The sequence below is a fragment of the Streptomyces sp. NPDC032822 genome (genome assembly GCF_055578825.1).
This window is the reverse complement of the sequence record NZ_JBVIOL010000001.1, coordinates 1,045,931-1,063,463: the sequence shown is the minus strand read 5'-3', so window position 1 is coordinate 1,063,463 and position 17,533 is coordinate 1,045,931. Positions and strand designations below refer to the sequence as shown.

Genomic DNA, 17,533 nt, shown 5'->3' with positions numbered 1-17,533 from the left:
GCCGCGAGGCTGACGGTTGCGCCTGCCGCGAGCACGGCCATCGACGTGACCAAGACCGCCACATCGCGCAGCCGTCTCTCCCGAACACCGACGTGGCAACGCGTTATGCCAGACAGCACAGCAACCCCCCGAACCACACGATCTTCACAGTGGTTGCCATTTTTACTCACATTGATCGGACATGGTCAAGACTTCAACGGAAATGAGACCTTCTTCGATCTGGAAGGCAATGAAAGGGGAAACGGGAGGTAAACCAATGAACAATGGGACCCGTACGCCGGTGGTCGCAGCGTCCGGTGGCTGCTCATGAGCGAGAGCCCTGCTTCGGCAGAAGGCCGGGACGGAACGGCGACCGCAGCTGCGTCGCGCCGCCGGCCGCGTCTTCTCTCCCGAGGGTCAGCCGAGGTCCTCCAGGAGCAGGTCGAGCGCCGCCTCCTCGTGGAGGGCGATGCCCAGGGCTTCCATGGCCGGGGCCAGTTCCGCATCCCAGACGGCTTCCACCCGCGGCCCGGTGAGGAGGAGCTGCGGAGTGCCCTGCAGTTGGGTGCGGGTCGCGAGGTACTCGTAGTCCCCCGCTGTCATGCGCCATGCCTGGGCGTCGTAACGCTCCACGACACGGTTGGCCAGCGCGATCCCCGGCCAGTCGAAGTCACCGTGGTAGGCGAAGGCGCACCCGGCGGCGGCCAGCGCGTCGAGCAGGGTGAGCACGACCGTCGTCGCGCTGCCCGAGGTGCAGATCAGGGCCTGGGTGCAGCCGGCGTCGGCTGCGGCTTCGACGACGCGTGGGTTCTCGCACACGTGGATCCGGGTGCGCGCGGGCATCTCCAGGTGCAGGACGCGTAGTTCGCGCAGGGTCAGATGGGTCTCCAGGCCGTGGTCCGCGCGTTCTCGCAGGGTTCGCTCACCCCAGCTCGCTCCTGTGGGCCGCAGGCCGTAGCCGAGGACGGTGCTGGACACCTCGTCGGGGGTGACCGAGGCCAGGCGCCACAGGGCGCGGCGGCCCGGTGCGTTGGCGGGGAAGTCGGTGCCGGATGCCAGGGCGATGCCGCGCAGGACGAGGCGGGAGAGCAGGGTGCCGTCGTCCAGGCCGTGGGCCGAGCCGGTGGTGCGGGTGGCCAGTTCGCCGCGGCCCCACAGGGCGGGGGTGGGTTCGCCGTCCGGGCCGGGGAAGAGCGTGGCCAGGGTCCCGATCGCCTGGTCGAGGATCGTGGTCGCGGTGTGCCGGTCCTGGCGGGTGACCGTACCCGCGCGTCGTGTCTCCTCCAGCCACTGGGCCGCCCAGGGCTGGGGCGCCAGGGGTGTGGCGGCCAGGGCCGCTTCCGCCGCGGACCACAGCCCGGCTCGTTGCGCCGCCGCCGCATCCCGGGCCGCCCGGCGGTCGGTCAGGGCCGGGCCCAGTGCCGCCAGTGTCTCGGCCAGGCCACGGCCGACCGCGGTGGTGCGCAGACGGGCGTCCAGGTCCGGCAGGCGGATCGTGGCGGTGGGGTCGTTGAGCGGTTTCGCGAGGAGGAGGGAGAGGTCCTGGCGTTCCTGTGCGTCCAGGTGCTGGAGCCTGATCGTGCCGGTCGGTTGGAGGCCGTTGCGTTCGAGGCGGGTGCGTGCGGCTGTCCAGAGGCGGGCGAGGCCGGGCCGGGTCAGGAAGGCCAGCGTCTCGGCGTCCACGGGCGTGTTGTCCAGCGCTCTGGGGCCGGTCATACCGACACCAGCCGCCTCTGCCGCCCGTTCCAGGTGTAGTGCAGGGTCGCCACTCCCCTCACGTGCGGATCGCGCAGGCACTCGTAGATGTGCAGCGAGGGCACGTCGGGCCAGTTGCCGATCAGGCGTTCGCTGGTGAGGACGAAGTCCAGGTCCAGGTCGACGAGGATGCGGCCGAGGCGCGCGTGGGTGGGCTCGTCGACCTTGGCGAACGCGTCGTCCAGCAGGATCAGTCGCGGTGCGTGCGGGGCTGCCTCGGCGAGGCTGGTGAAGTGGGCGGCCGCGGCGGCGAAGAGGACCAGGTAGGACAGGACGCGTTGCTCGCCCTGGCTGAGTCCGGTACGGCCGGAGAGTTTGCGGCGGGTGCCCGGGGCGGCGTCGTTGACCACCCAGGGGGTGAAGGTGAACCAGGCGCGGTAGTCGAGGGCGGTGCGCAGATGGGCCGCGTAGCCCGCTCCCGGGTCGGCGCGGCGGGCGTCCTCGATGCGGCGCTGGAGTACGTCGCGGAGTTGCTCGGACTGCTCGCGGGTGCGCAGGCCGGACGGGCTGCGCAGGAGGTCGACGGCCGCCTTGACGTCGGCTTCCACGCCGTCCGCCAGTTTCCAGTCGAGTGTGACGCCCAGCCCGTGTGACGTCCGGACCGTGGACAGGGTGCCGTTCAGAGCGGCCACCAGGGCGCCCGCGGCCAGGACCTGACCGGAGAGGTGGTCGCCCAGTTCTCCGGTCAGGAACCGCTGGAAGACCTCTCGTTCGCGCTCCGTCAACCGTTCGCGGGCCTCGGCCGCCTGGGCGGCGATGCGCTCGCCGACCACGGCGATGTCCGCCGGGCCGTGGTCGTCGACGAGACGGCAGACCTTGATGCCGTCGTGTTCCTCCAGTGTGGCGTCGTAGCCTCCGGAGAGCTGGTCGCGCAGGTCGGTGTGACGGTTGAGGAGGGCGGTGTCGGAGATGTCGCGCCGCTCGGCGTCCAGGCGGCTGCGTACGGCTTCCACGAGCCGGCGCAGTGCCTTGGTGCGGTCGGGTGCGCCGTCCTCGGGGACCTGCGGCTCGCTTTTCTCGTCCTGCGCCCGGATGTCGAGGTCCGCGCCCTTCATCACGCCCGGCAGGGACAGTGCCGTACGCAGTCGCCTGCCACTGGTGATCGCCTCGCCCTCCTGGGTGGCCAGCGCGGCCCGTCGTACCCGCTCGTCCTCCTCCGCGCGCACGCGTTCATCGTGTACGGCGTCCACGTCGCGTTTTGCGCCGGGGAGTTGGCGTCCTACCGCCTCCAGTCGTCGCTTCGCCCCGTCCTCGCGGGCAAGGATCTCCTGTTCCGGCGCGCCCAGGGCCTCTTCCAGGCCCAGGACCATGCGGCGGGCGGCGTCCAGACGGGTGAGCGGCTCGATGTAGTCGGACTCCGCTTCCCGGGTGGACGTCAGGGCGCGGTCGTAGTCTTCGCGGCCCTGGCGATGGGCGTCGGCGGAGGACGTCACCGCGTGCAGACGCCGACGCAGTCGTTCCGTTCCGGTGCCGAGGCGGTCCAGGGACAGGCGTACGGAGTCGAGCGCGGCCGACTCGACCGGGAGGTCGTTGGCGCTCGCGGTCGCCTCGGCCTCACGCCTGGCGGCGACCGCGCGGGTGCGCGCCTGCTCCGCCTCGCGGGCGGCAGCGGATGCCTTGCCGGCCAGTACCTGTGCGGCACGTTCGGCTTCGGTGGTGCGGGCCCACGCGTCGGTCAGCGGGCGTGCCGTGGGTGGGTGGCTCAGGGTGTCGGCCGCTTGTGTGCGGTGCTCCGTCAGGATCCGCAGGTCTCTTTCCTGCTCGGTCAACTTCTTTCGTGTATAGGTGAGTTGCCGGTCGAGTTCGGCCAAGGCGCGGCGGCGGGTCTCGGCGCGTACCTCTGCGCCGACGTACTCGGCGGTCGCCTTGGTGTGGCGGCCTCGGGCGACGCCCAGCTGCCAGGAGCCGTCGGTGCCGATCGCGGATTCGGCCGTCGTGCCCGCGGTCGCGTGGGTGACCAGGGCTACGGCTTGGAGCAGGCGCTCGACCTGCTCGGCCGTCACCGCGCTGTCCGGGGCGAGGACGGGGCGCAACACCGTGGCGAGGGTGGGTGCGGCGGCCGGTGTGCCGGGGGTGAGGAGGGTGTCCCGTGTGGCCGGGTCCAGGACGGTGCCGTCGCCGGACATCCAGGCGTCGAGCAGGCCGCTCGCTTCGAGTGCGGCTTCCAGGCCTGCCCGAGCCGCCGGCTCCAGGCCCTCGGCGAAGTCCACGAGCCGGTACAGGGGTGCGCCGGTGCCGGGTGTGCGGGGTGCCGAGCGGTGGGGCGCAGGTGCGGGCTCGGGGTCGGTGCGGGCTTCCCAGTCGTTCCGCTCCCGCGCCAGGCGGTCCTGTTCGGCGGTCAGTTCCCGGATCGCCACCGCACGCGTGTCGCGTTGTTCGCCCAGTTCCGCGAGCCACGGCTCGATGGCCGACCGTGCGGTGTCGGCGATCTCGTCGGGGGCGTGGGCGGGCAGCGGTCCCTCCGCCGGGTCGTGAGCGATCAGGGCGTGTACGGCGTCGAGGGAGATACCGGTGAGACTCCGCATCCGCTCGGTCCAGGTCCGTACGGCGCCCGCGTACGCCTGCCCTTCGCGTGCCGTCTCCTCCCGTCGGCGTCCGGCCCGCTCACGTGCCTCGTCCGCCTGCTCCTCCAGACGCTCCCGGGCGGCATCGGCCTCGTGCGCCTCGCCCTGGGCGCGGCGCGTCTTGCCGATGAGGGCGCTCAGTTCGGTCACGGCCCGGGCCCGGTTTCTGATCACCGGCCCAGCGGCGTCCAGTTGGGCGGCCCAGGTGTGCAGGGCGCCCGCACAGGCTTCCGGGTCGAGGGCCAGCACTTCGCTGTGCCGCACGAGGTGGAAGTCACCGTCGGGGGCGGTCAGTTCGGCCGCCGCCACGTCCGTGACGGGGGTGGCGGGGATCGTCGCGGGCTCGCCCAGGTGCACGGGGTCGAGCCCGGACCGCTCCGCCTCGCGCAGCAACTCACCGTAGGTCGTGCCGAGTTCGACCAGGTCTCCGCCGAGCCTGCCGGCTTCGTCGGTGAGCCGGCGTGCTGTCTCTTCCTGGCTGCTGTGGGCTTTGCGCAGGGCCTTGAACGCGGTCGCCGCCGCGCTGTGCAGTGCGGTCACCGTGGCGCGTTTTTCTCCGAGTTCCTTCAGGCTTCGGTAGGCAGCGCCGTCGTGCAGGGCGGCGAGGTCCGTCTCGGCCTGGTCCGCCTCCGTTTGGAGGACGTCGAGGCGGGCGGCGAGTTCGTCTTCGCTCGTGCGGAGTGTCGCCACCTTCTTCACCGCCTCGCCCGCCGAACGGCGACGCTCGGCCAGCCGTTCCAGTTCGCCGTGCACGTCGTCGGCCCGGCGGCGCAGCGCCCCGTGCAGGTAGCCGCGGTAGCCGGTCAGGAAGGTCTGCAGCGCTTCGTGGGTTCGCTCCAGGCGCCCGAGGTCAGTTCGTACGGCGTCCAGATCGTCGAGGTTGCGGGCCACCTTCTCCACGACCTCGTCGTCGAGCGCGGGCAGTGTCTCCGCGAGGACGGAGACCAGACCGCCGGAATCGATGCGGTCACCGATGGTGGGGCGGCGCAGGCGGTGCAGCAGGTGGAGCAGGTTGCGGTAGCGCGCCGGATCGGTGAGGCCGAACAGGTGGCGGGCGACCCGGGCCCGGTGCTCCACGGCACGGTCGGTGATGTTCTCGGGGCCGACGAGCGACTTGAGCTGCTCAAGCGGCAACGGCTGACCGGCGGGGGCCAGGTGCAGGCCCTCGCCCACCCGCAGTGAGGTGACGAAGAAGAACGGCTTGGCCGTCCTGGTCGACTGGGAGGCGCGGATGGCCGCACCGAGGGTGAGGTGGTGGTCGTTGCCCTCCTCGTCCGTCCGCATGAACTCCACCCACAGGTAGCCCAGCCGGTTGGTCTGCTCGAAACCGTCGAGCATCAGCCACAAAAGCGTGGTCCGGCCGGTCCCGGTGGCATCCAGAGCGCGGGCGTCACCGTCGAGGAGATAGGGCAGCAGCATCTCCAGGGCCTTGGATTTGCCGGCGCCGTTCTTGCCGCGCAGCAGCAGGCGGCCCTCACCGAAGGCGAACTCCTGCTCGTCGTACTGCCAGACGTTGCGGATGCCGGCGCGGTGCAGGCGGTAGCGGTGCGCGGAAGGCGGGCGGTTCACCGGGGCGGCTCCTGGGGCTTCTGCGAGACGTCGTGTGCTGAGGGGTGTTCGGTGCGGGGCGTGAGGGCCACCGTGGTGGCGAATCGGGCGGCAGCGGCGAGCAGCACCCAACCGCCCGCTCGATCCTGCCCGCGGGCGCCCGCGACATCCGTGACCGGCCGGCCGTCCAGCGCCGCGTCCTCGTATCCCTCGGGCACGCCGTGGCCATCGGCGCGTAGTGGGCCGACGGGCGCCATCAGGCGCATGCGGACCAGGAGGTCGAGGACGGCGGCGAGCAGCCCGTCCCGGTTCTCCAGCAGGCCGCGCTGCCAGTTGCTGCGTCGGCCGTACTCCTCGACGAGTTCATCGAGGAGTTCGGGCAACAGCCCGTCCGGGACGGGAACGCCGATGACCAGCCGGCCGCCGACGGCGGGGTGGCCGGGATCCTCGGGGCGCAGTCGCTCGACCAGCCGTCCGATCAGCAGCAGCGCCGCCTGGGCGACGGTACCGGTGCCGGGCAGGTGCAGGTCGCTGAGGTCGCCGTCCGGGTCGACGAGGGCGATGCCCTCGGCACGGATCTCGGCCTCCAGGCCCAGCAGTTCGGAGAAGGCCTGGGACTCGCGCCGCTGCCGGGTCCGCAGCCATTCGCGCTCGGCGCCGGTGAGGTCGTCGAGGTGGACGACCGGTGTCTCGACGAGGCGCCTGCGCACGTAGGTGCGCGGGCCGCCGAAGCCGGGGTCGGCGGCGCTGCGTACGAGCTCGGCTCCGTCGCGGCTGCGCGCCAGTGGTCCGGCGACGATCGCGCGGGCGATCTCGCGGTCCACAGTCAGCAGCGCCTCGCCGCCCCGCTCCTCGGCAACGGCCAACACGTGCCCCTCGGTCTCCGCCAGCACGCCCCAGTCGACGAGTTGGCGCAGCGCGGCGGCGAGCGTGCGCCGCTCCGCCTGACGCCCGGTGTCGCTGATCTCGATCCCGGCGTCCACGGCCGCGGACCTCAGGTCGGCGACGAGCTGGGAGAGCAGGAGCTGCTCCGGGGCGGTGACGAGGACCGAGAGGGCAAGGGTCAGATAGGCGTACGTCCGTGGAGTGAACGGCGTGCCGGTGGAGGGCCGTTCCAGGCGGCGGCCGGAGCCGGGGCCAAGGCCTGCCTTGAACAGGCGGGCGTACGACGCCTCGATGAGGAGCCGGTAGCCGAACACCTGCTGGAAGCGCTGGGCGAGCCAGTCGGCGTGGCGGCGAATCAGCGGGAAGGTGTCGCTGTGCGGGCCGTTGCTGGTGACCAGGGGGTGGGCCAGCAGAAGGCGGGCGGCGGCGCGGCGCTCGGCGGCCAGTGCCACGTCGTGGGCGGAGGGCAGGGCCATCAAGCGCTCGCCTCCTCGGCCGCGGCGGGCACCGAGGCGCTGTCGATGGCCAGGGTGAGGTCGTCCGCCGTCAGGTCGCCGTCCACCGAACGCAGCAGGGTGTGCCTGCCCGGGGTGCGCCACGCCGTCAGCCTGATGCCCAGATCAGCATCGCCTGCCTGCGCGCCATCGAACTGGAAGTCACCGGCCTCCTTGTGCAGTTGGGCGTTGCCGAGGGCGGCGGTGAGCAGTTCCAGCAGCAGCCGCATGGCCGCGGAACCCAGCCTCACCTGGTCGAACCGGCCGGATGCGCTGCGCAGCTCGGCGGCCGCCGCCCGGCGGGCGGAAGCCTGCTCGCGCGCCTGCTCCAAAAGGCGGTGCTTCTGCTCACGGTGGTCCTCCACCGCCGCGGCCCTCCCGCGCGGGGCCCGGCTGCCACGCTCGCGCAACGCCACCGGCACCTCCACGACGGGGCCGGTCCACCAGCTCACATACGCCGGTACAGGCAGGTCGGGATCCGGCGCCACGCCCAGATGCCGTGCCCCGTACAGCCCGAAGGCCGCCACCGCGATGTCGTGGGCCTCCTCGGGCTCCGCGGCGTCGAACCAGGCCGCGAGCCTGAGCAGGTCCTTGCGACGGGACATCTCCCCCGCCGCGGAGCGCAACATCCGCTTCGCGTTGGCGAGCAGCGACTGCAGGGCACGCAGGGTCGCGTCCCGGAGCTGGTCCACCTGGCTGCCCTGGCCGTCGCTGTCGGCGAACCAGTCACGCAGCCCCTCCCAGTCGGCCAACTCCCGTCCCCTGCTGCGCTGCACCCGCGTCTCGGGCAGCGCGTCGGAGAGCGCTCCGATGCCAGCCGCATGGGCGTCGATACGGCTCAGCAGCGCGGGCAGGTGCGGCCAGATCGCCCGGAGATGGGCGGCGATGCGCGGAGCCCGGAAGGACACGTCCTCGGTGATCGCCTCTACGTAGTCGAGCAGCAGTTCCTTGAACCCCTGATACTCGGCTCCGTCGAGGTCGTAGCGGGCGAGGACCTGGCCGAGATAAGCGTAGAAGTCCCGTACCGACTCGGCGAATTCGGCGAACTGCGCGAACAGGGTGCTGATCTTCTCCAGTGCCGACTGCGGGTCCGCGCCGCCCGGCGCGGCGGCCAGGGCGGCGATCTCCTTGAGCCCCCGGTCGACCAGGGTGAGGAGCTCACTGCTGACCTCCCGCGCGGCATCCGCTCCCGCCAGCACCTCGTCGGCGTCACGCTGTACTCGTTCGCCCAGCTTGGACAGTTGGTAGCGGGACCGGGAGCGTTGGTACTCGGCGATGCTGGTCGCGGTGACCGTGTGCGTGCTGCGCAGCAGATTGCCCCAGCGCACGAGCTGTTCGAGCCGGGCGCTGAGTGTCTCCGCCTCGCACACCGCCGCCGGGTGACCGGCCTGTGCCAGCTTGGCGAGCACATCGGGTACGGCGAGGTCCGCGAGCAGGGTGCCGCAGAACACCCGCATCACCGCGACGTACTCCAGTCGCTCGGGCGCGCTGAGATAGGCGTAGGCGCTCAGCCGCTGCCAGGTCTCGGTGTCGCCCTCCTTACCGGACCGCTCGCCATGTGGTTCTTCGTACAGTTCGTCCCCCACCATGCTGTCGAGCGTACGGACCGGCACTGACACTCCGGAGACGGTTCGGGGAATCCGGCCGGGTCGTGCGGGCTCTCGGGCTCGGGCCTGTGTGCGCGTCACCGGCCGACGGCGGACGTGCCGCACGCCGGTGTGGTGGTGCTGCTGTTGGCGTGCGCCGGGCTCGGCGCGCGAGCGCGTCGGCGACCGCCGGCGCGCACCATGGGAAACGGCGCCCCGATCCCCCGGCGGCACGCACCCGTTCGCCCGCCGTCCCCTATCACCTGCTTTTCTTCTGATTTGGGGCGGGCGCGGGGTGTGCAGAGGGGGATGTAGGGCTGGCGACCACGCCGTGACCGCCGTGGTGACCTGCGGATATGCCGCCCATGGCGCGCAGGGCGCTGACGGCTGTCGCGGGGGATGTCGGCGGGGAAGTCAGCCTGGTCGTCAGTGGTGTTGTCGCATCGTGACCGTGGTCGGATCTTTGTGGTCACAGGTGTGGTCGGGGTCAGCTGCTGCTGTGGCCGTACGCGTGGCGCCGGGCAGGACGGCGTCACCTGTGCACGAGAGGCTGACCGACGATGAGGGACGTGGATACAGGCGGTGGGGACCGCCTGGCACTGGCGGTGCTGACGCAGTACCGGATGGCCACCACCGAGCAGTTGCACCGGCTGATCGCGCCGGGGGTGCGCGTCGAGCAGACGCGGCGACGGATGGCCAAGCTGCGCGATGAGGGACTGGTCGACCGCATCACCCTGCCCCGGGCCGGACGGCTGCGCGGATGGTTCCCGACGTCGTACGGCGCGCACATCGCCTCGGAGTGGCCGGAACTGCGCGGGCGACGACCACCGAGGACGGTGTCCGATCCGACAGCTGCCCGGCTACGGCTGGAGCACACGTTGACGGTGACCGAGACCGCGCTTGCCTTCGTCGAAGACGCGCGTCGACACGGCGACCTGTGCCGGCCTCTGGACTGGGTCCCCGAGGTTCATCACTCCCTCGGAGGCGGCGAGGCCGTCATACCCGACGCCCTCATGTACTACCGGCGAGGTGCCGTGGACGGCGGGTCGATGCTGCGAGCGTTCATCGAGGTCGACCGGGCCACCATGGGCCCGGAACGCCTGGCCAGGAAGATCGGCGCCTACGCTCGCCTCCGCCGCTACACCCCCACACCCGTCGCCCGCGGCCGGTCCGCAGCAACGCAGGACCCGGTGGAGGAGGCATGGCGGCGGCGCTATCCGCTCTTTCCTCGCGTCTTGTTCGTCCTGGACGGCACCGGTCCGGCCGGCGTCGAGACGCGTATCCGCGCCCTGCGTGCAGCTGCCCGGGACCTGGAGGCGGACGGCTTCCTCCGCTACGTTCCCGTCTACGTGGCGTCACTGACAGACCTGCGCAGCCATGGCCCTTCCTCGCCGGTCTGGCACCCCGTCCAAGACCCCGCCACCGCGGTCGCATGGAACCAGATACTGCCCCTGTAGGCACTGTCGGCGACGGGTGATTCAACCGCCGCCGACAGCCACCCTGCGCACCGCGCACCGACCGCGCACGGCGACTGCGCAAGACCCGACCACGAGCCCCACCACGCCTGCGCAAGGCCCGACCATGGAGCCGACCACGCCTACGAAAGGCCCGACCACGGAACCGACCACACCTGCGCAGAGCCCGACCATGGAGCCGACCCGGCTGCGCAAGGCCCGACCTTGGAGCCGACCACGCCTGCGCAGAGCCCAACCACGGCAGGTCACAGCGATACGCACGGGCACTGCGCACCGACTGCGCAGTGCCCGTGGACGCTGCGCAGTCGCTGCCGCGGAGCAAGCGGAGCCTGCGTAGCCGCCCGGAGGACGTTGCTGCGCACCCGGCCATCAGCGGATTGCGCATAGGGGCGTCTGCGCGCCCAGCACGCAGCGGATGCGCAGTGGGCGCGACCGAGGATGCACCTGCCAACCCCCTGGTTCGGTGCAGGGGCCACCAGAGCCTCGCCGGGGGCAGTCGGCGGCGGTACGCCGTCAGCACGTCGTTCGTCCGCCGTCAGGCAGCTCGCGAAGAGGCGGAGACGCGGCGTGCCGCCGCGGCTCGCGGGTGGCGAGGCTGATCGATCCAGTGCCTACGGGAAACGAGAAGTGGCGATGGACGCGGTGGACGAAGAGCGCCTCTGCAGGCGCACACCAGTACGGCGTCATTGGGTGAAACTGGCCGACTGCGCCGAGCCGTCGGGCCTCGCACGCAGGCTCGTACGCGAGGTCCTTGAGGGACGTGCCTCACTGGAGCGGGTCGACGACGCCGTCCTGGTCGCCTCGGAGCTGGTAGGCAACGCGGTCAGACACACAGTCGGCGGACCGGACTGCATGTGCATGGAGGTCTACCGGAACGTGGCGGTGCTGCGGGTCCACGACGCGGGGCGGGATGTCTCCAGGGTCCGGGCCCGGCCGGCGGACGAGGCGCTGGATGAGCTGACGGACAGTGGTCTCGGACTGCTGCTCGTCCAGGAGTTGGCGGCCGGGTGGTCGGTCAGGCCTACCGCGATCGGCAAGGAAGTGGTGGTGCTCCTCCTTCTGGATGCCTGCGGGCTATCCGAGGAAGACGCTCTTCCGCACGTCCCAACGGTACGTCCGCCCTTCGCGGCGGAGCTCCACCAACTGGACGGCAGTCACGGAGAGTTCAACGGCCGGAAGGACGCGGAGTCCTGAAACCGTATCCACGACGGGGGCGGCGGGGCGCTGACGGTTGTTGTAGGCGAGGCTCAGGTGCGGGCGGAAGGCCGAAGTCGGCTTCGTCGACACGAGGCCGGCACTGTTTCCAGCCTTGTCCAGCGCGTGGTGCAGCCGGATCAAGGGTTCCCACGGGCCGAGGGACAGGCGGACGGCACCGCGGGAGCCGGCCAACGGCATGGCGCGTACAGAGAACGCGGAGGGTACGAGCGCCTCGGCGTCCCGCGCCAGGCTGTCCAGCTGGTCGGGGGCGACAGCGTCCGGGCTGCCGACGCGGGCGAGGGTGATGTGCAGTCCGTCCGTCGGTACCGGGTCAAAGCCGAGGGGCGCCAGCTTCTCCTGGCAGTGCCGGGCGAGGGCAGCGAGCGGCTGGTCGTCCGGGAAGGTCAGCATCCAGTAGTACGCCCGGCTGCCGTCCGCCCAACCAGGGCGTGCCCAGTGGTCGGTCATCTCGTCGAGTGCGCTGAACGCCGCCCAGTCGTGGGCCGCGGTTACCGCCGGGTCGTGCGTGTCGGCGGGGGGCTCGGCGGGGAACGCGGCGGGATCGGCGCTGAGCAGGGGCACCCGTCGGACTCCTTCGGCTTCACACTGCCCCGGAGTACGACGACACCGACGGCGTCTACGACGCGGATGACGCCATGGTCAGGGCGGCTGGCTGCGAGCTCCAGGTTCGGAACTCGTCGCCATAGTCGCCTACCGCCGGGTGATCACGCCATGGCCCGGCCAGTTCGTGCAGGTCGCGGGAGCGTTGGTAGACGGAGCTGATCGGCGTGTCTGCGCACAACCGCAGGGCCTGGCGGCCCAGCGCCATCGCGTGGTCGATGTCGGGCGTGCGCTGCTGGAGCAACGCGGTGGCGACGTCGAGGCGTACGAGCGAACGGCTCCAGGAGGACGTCGAGTGTTCCACCAGATCGTCGATGTGCTCGGCGTCGCGCAGTGCCTGGGCTGTGTGGCGTAGCGCCACGTGTGACGTGACGGCGTTGGCCAGCGTTCGGGCGCGTCCGTACGGTTCGAAGGAGATGCAGGAGGTCAGCCCGACGGGTACCTCGTGGAGATCGGAGAGGCGGAGTGCCTGTCCGATGGCCTGCTCGACGGCACCGCGGTCACCGGTCTTGGCGAGGGCCCGGGCCCGTCCGTTGGCCAGCAGGCGAATGCACTGGGCATGGCGCGGGGCGCGCTCGACGGCCTCGGCGGCGCAGGTGTCCGCCTCGTCGTACCGGCCGGCGTAGTAGAGGCCGAAGGAGAGGGTCCCGCACGCCCAGAGTTCTGTGTCCAGGTCGCCGATCTCGCAGCTGAGATCCCGGGCTTCGGTGCAGTACGCCTCCGAGAGTGCGAAGTCGCCCGTGTTGACTGCCATGTAGCCAAGCAAGCCGGAGGCTCGGGCGGCGAGGCGGAAGAGCTCCCGGCGCGTGTGTGGGGGCTGGCGGCCGTCGAGGAGGATGTGGGCGAGTTGCCGCACCTGGCGGGCTTGGGGACGGAGGGTATACGGCCCCTCCTGTTCGTACCTACTGGTGATGCCCTCCAAGGAGGAGTCGAGGAAGGCGAGCGTCGCGTCGTCGGCGTTGCTGGCCGTGAGCTGCCGGGTCCGGGTGACGATGTCCAGTGGGTTCTCGTCGTCCTCGCGTGACGGAGGGAGACTTGACGCCGGCCGACGCGTGCGCTCCCCGGAGAGACCAGGCTCTGCGTCCCCGGCGATCGCCGGGGAGAACAGCTCGGACACGGGTCTGCCCAGCATGTGTTCCAGCACCCGGCAGGCATCAGGGCGAGGCAGAGTCAGTAACTCCCCGCCGTACCAGCGGTCGAACTGGCGCGGAGAAACCTGGAGGGACGCCAAGCGAGGGTCGCGGTCGAGCTCCGCCAGCCGGACGGCAGACCGCTCGTACTGGGCGGCGAAAGCCTCGTGTGTAGTCAGGTGCCGTAGCTGGAGAAGCTGCCGGAGCAGCGTTGTCCGTGGCATGGCCCACCCTCCTGGTGCGGCGTGCGGGACCGATGCGGAGGCGCGTGCCGGTAGTGGGGTCGTGGCGACGCGTCGCTCATCGGTCGGCTACGGCGCCCGCCCGTACGAGCGCCGTGACTCCTGACAGCATGCCGACGCAACCGTCAACTAGGCAATATGTCTTGCAAAGTTGACCCGGATGGGTTGTAGAGGCGTCCTCGATGCGGGGAGACTTCCGGCATGGCCTTGAAGAGAAGCCTGGTCCCGCAGTCCGTGTACCGGCGACAGCTCGCGGCTCGACTGAAGGAGCTGCGCGACGCGACTGGGCTCACCCTCACCGAGGTCGCCGATCAACTGGAGATCAACCAAGGGTCATTGAGCCGAATCGAAAATGGCGAACGCGGTACGACACCGGTTCTCGTCCGGGCTCTGCTGAACCTGTACGGCGTCGTCGACGACAACCGGCGCGCCGACGTGCTCGACCTCGTACGGGCAGACAAGGAGCAGCAGAAGCCCTGGTGGCGGAAGTACTCCACGGTCCTCGCCCCGACCCGCTACGACGGATACCTCGCGCTGGAGGCCGGCGCGACGCACCTCGCCAGCTACCAGCCGATGCTGGTGCCAGGGCTGCTCCAGACCGAGGACTACGCGCGTGCCGTGATCTCCCAGATGAGAAAGGACCTCTCCCCACCGCAGGTCGAGTCCCTGGTCAGGGTCCGCATGGAGCGGCAGAACAGCCGCTTGGGCGGTGAGAATCCCGCCAGGCTCTGGGCGATCCTCGACGAAGCCGTACTGCGCAGGACCGTCGGCTCCGCCGAAGTGATGCGCGACCAGATGCGGAAGCTGGCAGAGGCGAGCGAGCACCCGAACGTCACCGTGCAACTACTGCCGTTCTCGCTCGGAGCGCACCCCGGCCTGTACGGTCCGTTCGTCATCCTGACCTCCCCGCACCCCACACCAGACCTGGTGTGGCTGGAGAATCCCAAGAACTCCGTGTATCTCAAGTCCCCGGAGGACGTGGACAACTACACAGACATCTTCGACCAGTTGAGGAGCGCCGCCCTTGACCCGTCGGAGACCCGCACCCGCATCGCGAGCATCAGCAAGGAACTCGAAGAGTGAGCACGCCCGCCCCACACGATGTCACGACAACTCGGTACGACGTCCATCTCACCCACGCGCGGTGGCGGAAGAGCTCATACAGCGGGGGTGCGAACGACTGCGTGGAAGTTGCGGAACTGGACGAATACGCCGCAGTACGCGACTCCAAGGACATCGGCCGTGGGCTGTTGCTCTTCTCGAAGGCGGCGATGCGCGCGCTGGTCAGCGGGATCGCCTCCGGGGGCATCTGCGCGCCCAGTGCACAGCGGATGTGCAGTGGGCGCGACCGAGGACCTGTCAATCCCCTGCTTGCGTAGAGGCTTCGGTGATGCGGCCCGGGTGATCGACGCCCTCCAGTCCGGGGCCTAGGCGCAGACACCGCGGCGTCCAAAATCGATCCGCGTCAACTGGCTTGTGCACTAACGTGGTTACCCGCTGCGCACCTTCCCGGAGGGTACGTCGGCGGTGTTCCAGGTGCCGGTCCTCGGCGATGAGTGACGAGTGGTCTCCACCGCGTGCTGTACGCGGTGTGACTGCGGATGCCCGGTAGGGCGATCCCTGCCATTCCCAGCTCACGCTCAGGAGTGGAAACCGATGAACCCCGTTGAGTACAAGCTTGCACGTCGTGACCGGATTCGTCAGATTCTGGTCGACGTCGCGGTGGGGGTCGTCATCAACCTGTTGATGGCGGCCCTGACCGCGGCAGCACGCCTGGTCTTCTGACCGGCAGGTGGCGGGCCCGGGAGAGCCCGCCACTCCACGTGCTGGTCCCCGCGTCAGAAGAGACGCAGCTCTCCGGGCGGGGTGTTCTTCTGGCGCTTCCTGCGGCGGCGCCGCCCTCGGTCAGGACGGGGCAGGTGTGGCTGTCGCGCCTGCTCCGGCAGGTTCTCCCAGGTGGGTCGCAGACCGTGGATCTCGACGCCGCCGACGAGCCCCTTCAGGTACTCCCGGGTCTCCTCGTCCGTGGAGTAGAGCACGGTCGCCCGGCTCGCCCGGGTCATCAGCACGTGGTACGCGTGCCGGACGAGGCGGGCGAACTCGTCGTCGTCCACACTCTTCGGCTTCACCTTGGGATCGAACGACCCGGGCACGGCTACCCGCTTGACGCCCGACTCCTTGTCCGCCCTCTCCTTGCCCCGGCGGAACACCCAACGGTCGCCCCGGCGCACCATGTCCTCACCCATGATCACGCCGCACCAGTCCCACTCCAGGCCCTGCGCGGTGTACACACAGCCGATCTGACCGAGGCCGTTCTCGTGCACGGACCAGATCTTGGAAGGCGGGACGGTCTTGTTCACGCAGAAGGACTCGCTGTCCGCGTTCCACGGCCGGTGCCAGTCACCGATCCGGACGTCGGGTTCGAGCCGCTTCTCCTTGCCCAGGGGTTTCGTCCAGGGCCAGCAGTATCCGGCGACCATGCGCGCTGACGCTCCCGCCTCAGCCTCGGAATGAATGATCCGCTCGAGTTCCTCCGGGCTGTCCACGACCTCGACATGCATCAGTCCGTCCGGGGTCCACAGCTCCGGCTCCGCGTCGGACACCCCCAGCGCACCGCGCACCCAGCGAATGTAGGCGTCGCTGCCGCCACACCGGAACTGTTCCCGCAGGCAGCTACGGACCAGGTGGGCGTCGTAGCGCTGTGCCGCGTCCTCCACGAGAGCGGCGGTGCCGACCTCCTGCGGGCGCACGGACTGCCCCTCGTCGAGGAAGAACACCGTCAACCGGGAGGCGTCGAGGAGCTCGTCCACCTGGGGCTTGGTGCCCCAGTCCTCTGGTTTCCAGAAGCGGTTGGTGGAGCGGTCGCGCAGGCGATGGGCCTCGTCGCAGATCAGCACGTCCAGCGGCGGGTCGGGTGGGGTGACGAAGTTGCTGAAGTAGGTGAAGGTCTCCTTGAACTCCCGGTCGCCGAAGCCGACATGCTCCTGCAGGGCGCCGTTGAAGGCCCTGCTGCCGCTCGCGTACTTGACCGTGCGTCCATCGGCCTCCAGTTCAGCCTTGAGCTGGAGGCCGATGGCGCTCTTGCCCGTGCCGGCACCGCCCGTGACGAGGAACACCACACGTCGCTCGTCGGGGAGGAGCGCGGGTTGCCGGGAATCGGGAAGCACCTTGGCGGCAGTGTCGAGGATCTGGTCCGCGACTTTCTTCTGACGACCGCGCAGGGTGAAGACCGTGTCCTCACCGCTGGAGCGGATCATGGCGTCGAGCAACGGGGTGTTGCGCAGGCCCATGCTCCGCAAAAGGATCTCGGCCGCCGAGTCGGCACCGTCCACGGCGAAGCTGCTCCGCAGGTCCGACAGCAGTTGGGTGCGGCGGTCGCTGGTGTAGACACGGGCGTAGGAACCGGTCGGCGCGTCCACGCCGACCAGTGGGAGTACTGCGGCGTCGGTGGCGTTGTGCAGATAGGCGAAGCCGCCGCACTCGTAGTCCAGTCCGTGCAGCGGACCTCTGTCACCCGTGAACGCCTCGAAGTATTCGCGCAGTTGCAGCGCGGGATGCTTCTTCTCCCCCATGCCGGGGACATGCACGAGTTCCGCGGTGGCTCGCTCCACCCGGGTCACCGTCGACCACCGCTTCAGCTCGACGAGTTGGACGGACAGCCCGTTCTCCTCAGGATGATGGCCTACGAGGACGACGTCTATGAGCCGCGGGTCCCCAGCGCGTTCGGCCTCGTCGAGTGTGGCCGCGCACTCGACGACCATCTCGACGTTCCCCCGGTCGGCGGCGACCAGGTCTTCGGCAAGATGCACCAGGCTCTCTGCCCAGGCGGAACGTTCGGTGAACGAAGCGTCGGTGCTGAGGAAGTGCTTCCACCTCGCGGCGAGGTGGGGCACCATACGGCGTCTTGAGTTCAGGTTCAGCAGATCCCGCGCTGCCAGTTTCAGCAGGAGCATGGACACGAGGCGGATCCCCCAGGGCACGAGTGACTCGTGCGGGTGGGGGCATGTCCACGTGGGGAAGCCCGTCGGGCCGCAATGACGTCTGGGATCTTAGGAAG

Annotated in this window: 12 protein-coding genes; 5 read left to right on the top strand and 7 right to left on the bottom strand. The window is 70.3% G+C overall.

Going from position 1 to position 17,533, the window contains the following annotated elements; translation table 11 throughout:
* Positions 1–396: 396 nt before the first annotated feature.
* From ACZ5VD_RS04950 to ACZ5VD_RS04935, 4 genes are read right to left on the bottom strand one after another with little or no spacing between them, the layout of a single operon-like run.
* The gene (locus tag ACZ5VD_RS04950) at positions 397–1,695 is read right to left on the bottom strand and encodes a TIGR02679 family protein (protein ID WP_468680762.1); all 1,299 of its coding nucleotides are present in this window, start codon (positions 1,693–1,695) and stop codon (positions 397–399) included.
* A complete protein-coding gene (locus tag ACZ5VD_RS04945; protein ID WP_468680760.1) occupies positions 1,692–5,867 on the bottom strand; it encodes a TIGR02680 family protein in 4,176 nt (1,391 codons plus the stop codon). Before ACZ5VD_RS04945 ends, ACZ5VD_RS04950 begins: the two co-directional genes overlap by 4 nt.
* Positions 5,864–7,207: a TIGR02678 family protein gene (locus tag ACZ5VD_RS04940; protein WP_468680758.1), complete on the bottom strand. Its 1,344-nt coding sequence runs from the start codon at positions 7,205–7,207 to the stop codon at positions 5,864–5,866. Before ACZ5VD_RS04940 ends, ACZ5VD_RS04945 begins: the two co-directional genes overlap by 4 nt.
* A complete protein-coding gene (locus tag ACZ5VD_RS04935) occupies positions 7,207–8,814 on the bottom strand; it encodes a TIGR02677 family protein (RefSeq protein WP_468680756.1) in 1,608 nt (535 codons plus the stop codon). Before ACZ5VD_RS04935 ends, ACZ5VD_RS04940 begins: the two co-directional genes overlap by 1 nt.
* Before the next feature lie 557 nt (positions 8,815–9,371).
* Here ACZ5VD_RS04935 and ACZ5VD_RS04930 point away from each other — a divergent pair.
* Both ACZ5VD_RS04930 and ACZ5VD_RS04925 read left to right on the top strand, forming a co-directional pair.
* On the top strand, positions 9,372–10,268 hold the full coding sequence (locus tag ACZ5VD_RS04930; protein WP_468680754.1) for a replication-relaxation family protein: 897 nt from the start codon (positions 9,372–9,374) through the stop codon (positions 10,266–10,268).
* A 456-nt stretch (positions 10,269–10,724) separates the two neighbouring features.
* Entirely contained in the window at positions 10,725–11,480 is a 756-nt protein-coding gene (locus ACZ5VD_RS04925) for an ATP-binding protein (protein ID WP_468680752.1), read from the top strand.
* On the opposite strand, the gene ACZ5VD_RS04920 is transcribed toward ACZ5VD_RS04925, so the two are convergent.
* Both ACZ5VD_RS04920 and ACZ5VD_RS04915 read right to left on the bottom strand, forming a co-directional pair.
* Positions 11,361–12,065 (bottom strand): 2'-5' RNA ligase family protein, encoded by a 705-nt coding sequence (locus ACZ5VD_RS04920; protein WP_468680750.1) that lies wholly within the window; start codon positions 12,063–12,065, stop codon positions 11,361–11,363. The two genes, ACZ5VD_RS04925 and ACZ5VD_RS04920, sit on opposite strands and share 120 nt — an antisense overlap.
* Positions 12,066–12,120: 55 nt before the next feature.
* The gene (locus tag ACZ5VD_RS04915) at positions 12,121–13,236 is read right to left on the bottom strand and encodes a hypothetical protein (protein WP_468680748.1); all 1,116 of its coding nucleotides are present in this window, start codon (positions 13,234–13,236) and stop codon (positions 12,121–12,123) included.
* A 441-nt stretch (positions 13,237–13,677) separates the two neighbouring features.
* Here ACZ5VD_RS04915 and ACZ5VD_RS04910 point away from each other — a divergent pair, with 441 nt between their 5' ends.
* The 3 genes from ACZ5VD_RS04910 to ACZ5VD_RS04900 all read left to right on the top strand — a co-directional run bounded on the left by ACZ5VD_RS04910 (position 13,678) and on the right by ACZ5VD_RS04900 (position 15,261).
* Positions 13,678–14,559, top strand: coding sequence for a helix-turn-helix domain-containing protein (locus ACZ5VD_RS04910; RefSeq protein ID WP_468680746.1), 882 nt, complete (start codon positions 13,678–13,680; stop codon positions 14,557–14,559).
* Entirely contained in the window at positions 14,556–14,855 is a 300-nt protein-coding gene (locus tag ACZ5VD_RS04905) for a DUF397 domain-containing protein (protein ID WP_468680744.1), read from the top strand. The genes ACZ5VD_RS04910 and ACZ5VD_RS04905 overlap by 4 nt, the downstream gene beginning before the upstream one ends.
* A 277-nt stretch (positions 14,856–15,132) precedes the next feature.
* A complete protein-coding gene (locus ACZ5VD_RS04900; protein ID WP_093774758.1) occupies positions 15,133–15,261 on the top strand; it encodes a DUF6408 family protein in 129 nt (42 codons plus the stop codon).
* A 53-nt stretch (positions 15,262–15,314) separates the two neighbouring features.
* Here the strand turns inward: ACZ5VD_RS04900 and ACZ5VD_RS04895 are convergent, their stop codons facing one another.
* Positions 15,315–17,429, bottom strand: a complete 2,115-nt coding sequence (locus tag ACZ5VD_RS04895) for a DUF2075 domain-containing protein (RefSeq protein WP_468680972.1) — start codon at positions 17,427–17,429, stop codon at positions 15,315–15,317.
* Between the last annotated feature and the right edge of the window lie 104 nt (positions 17,430–17,533).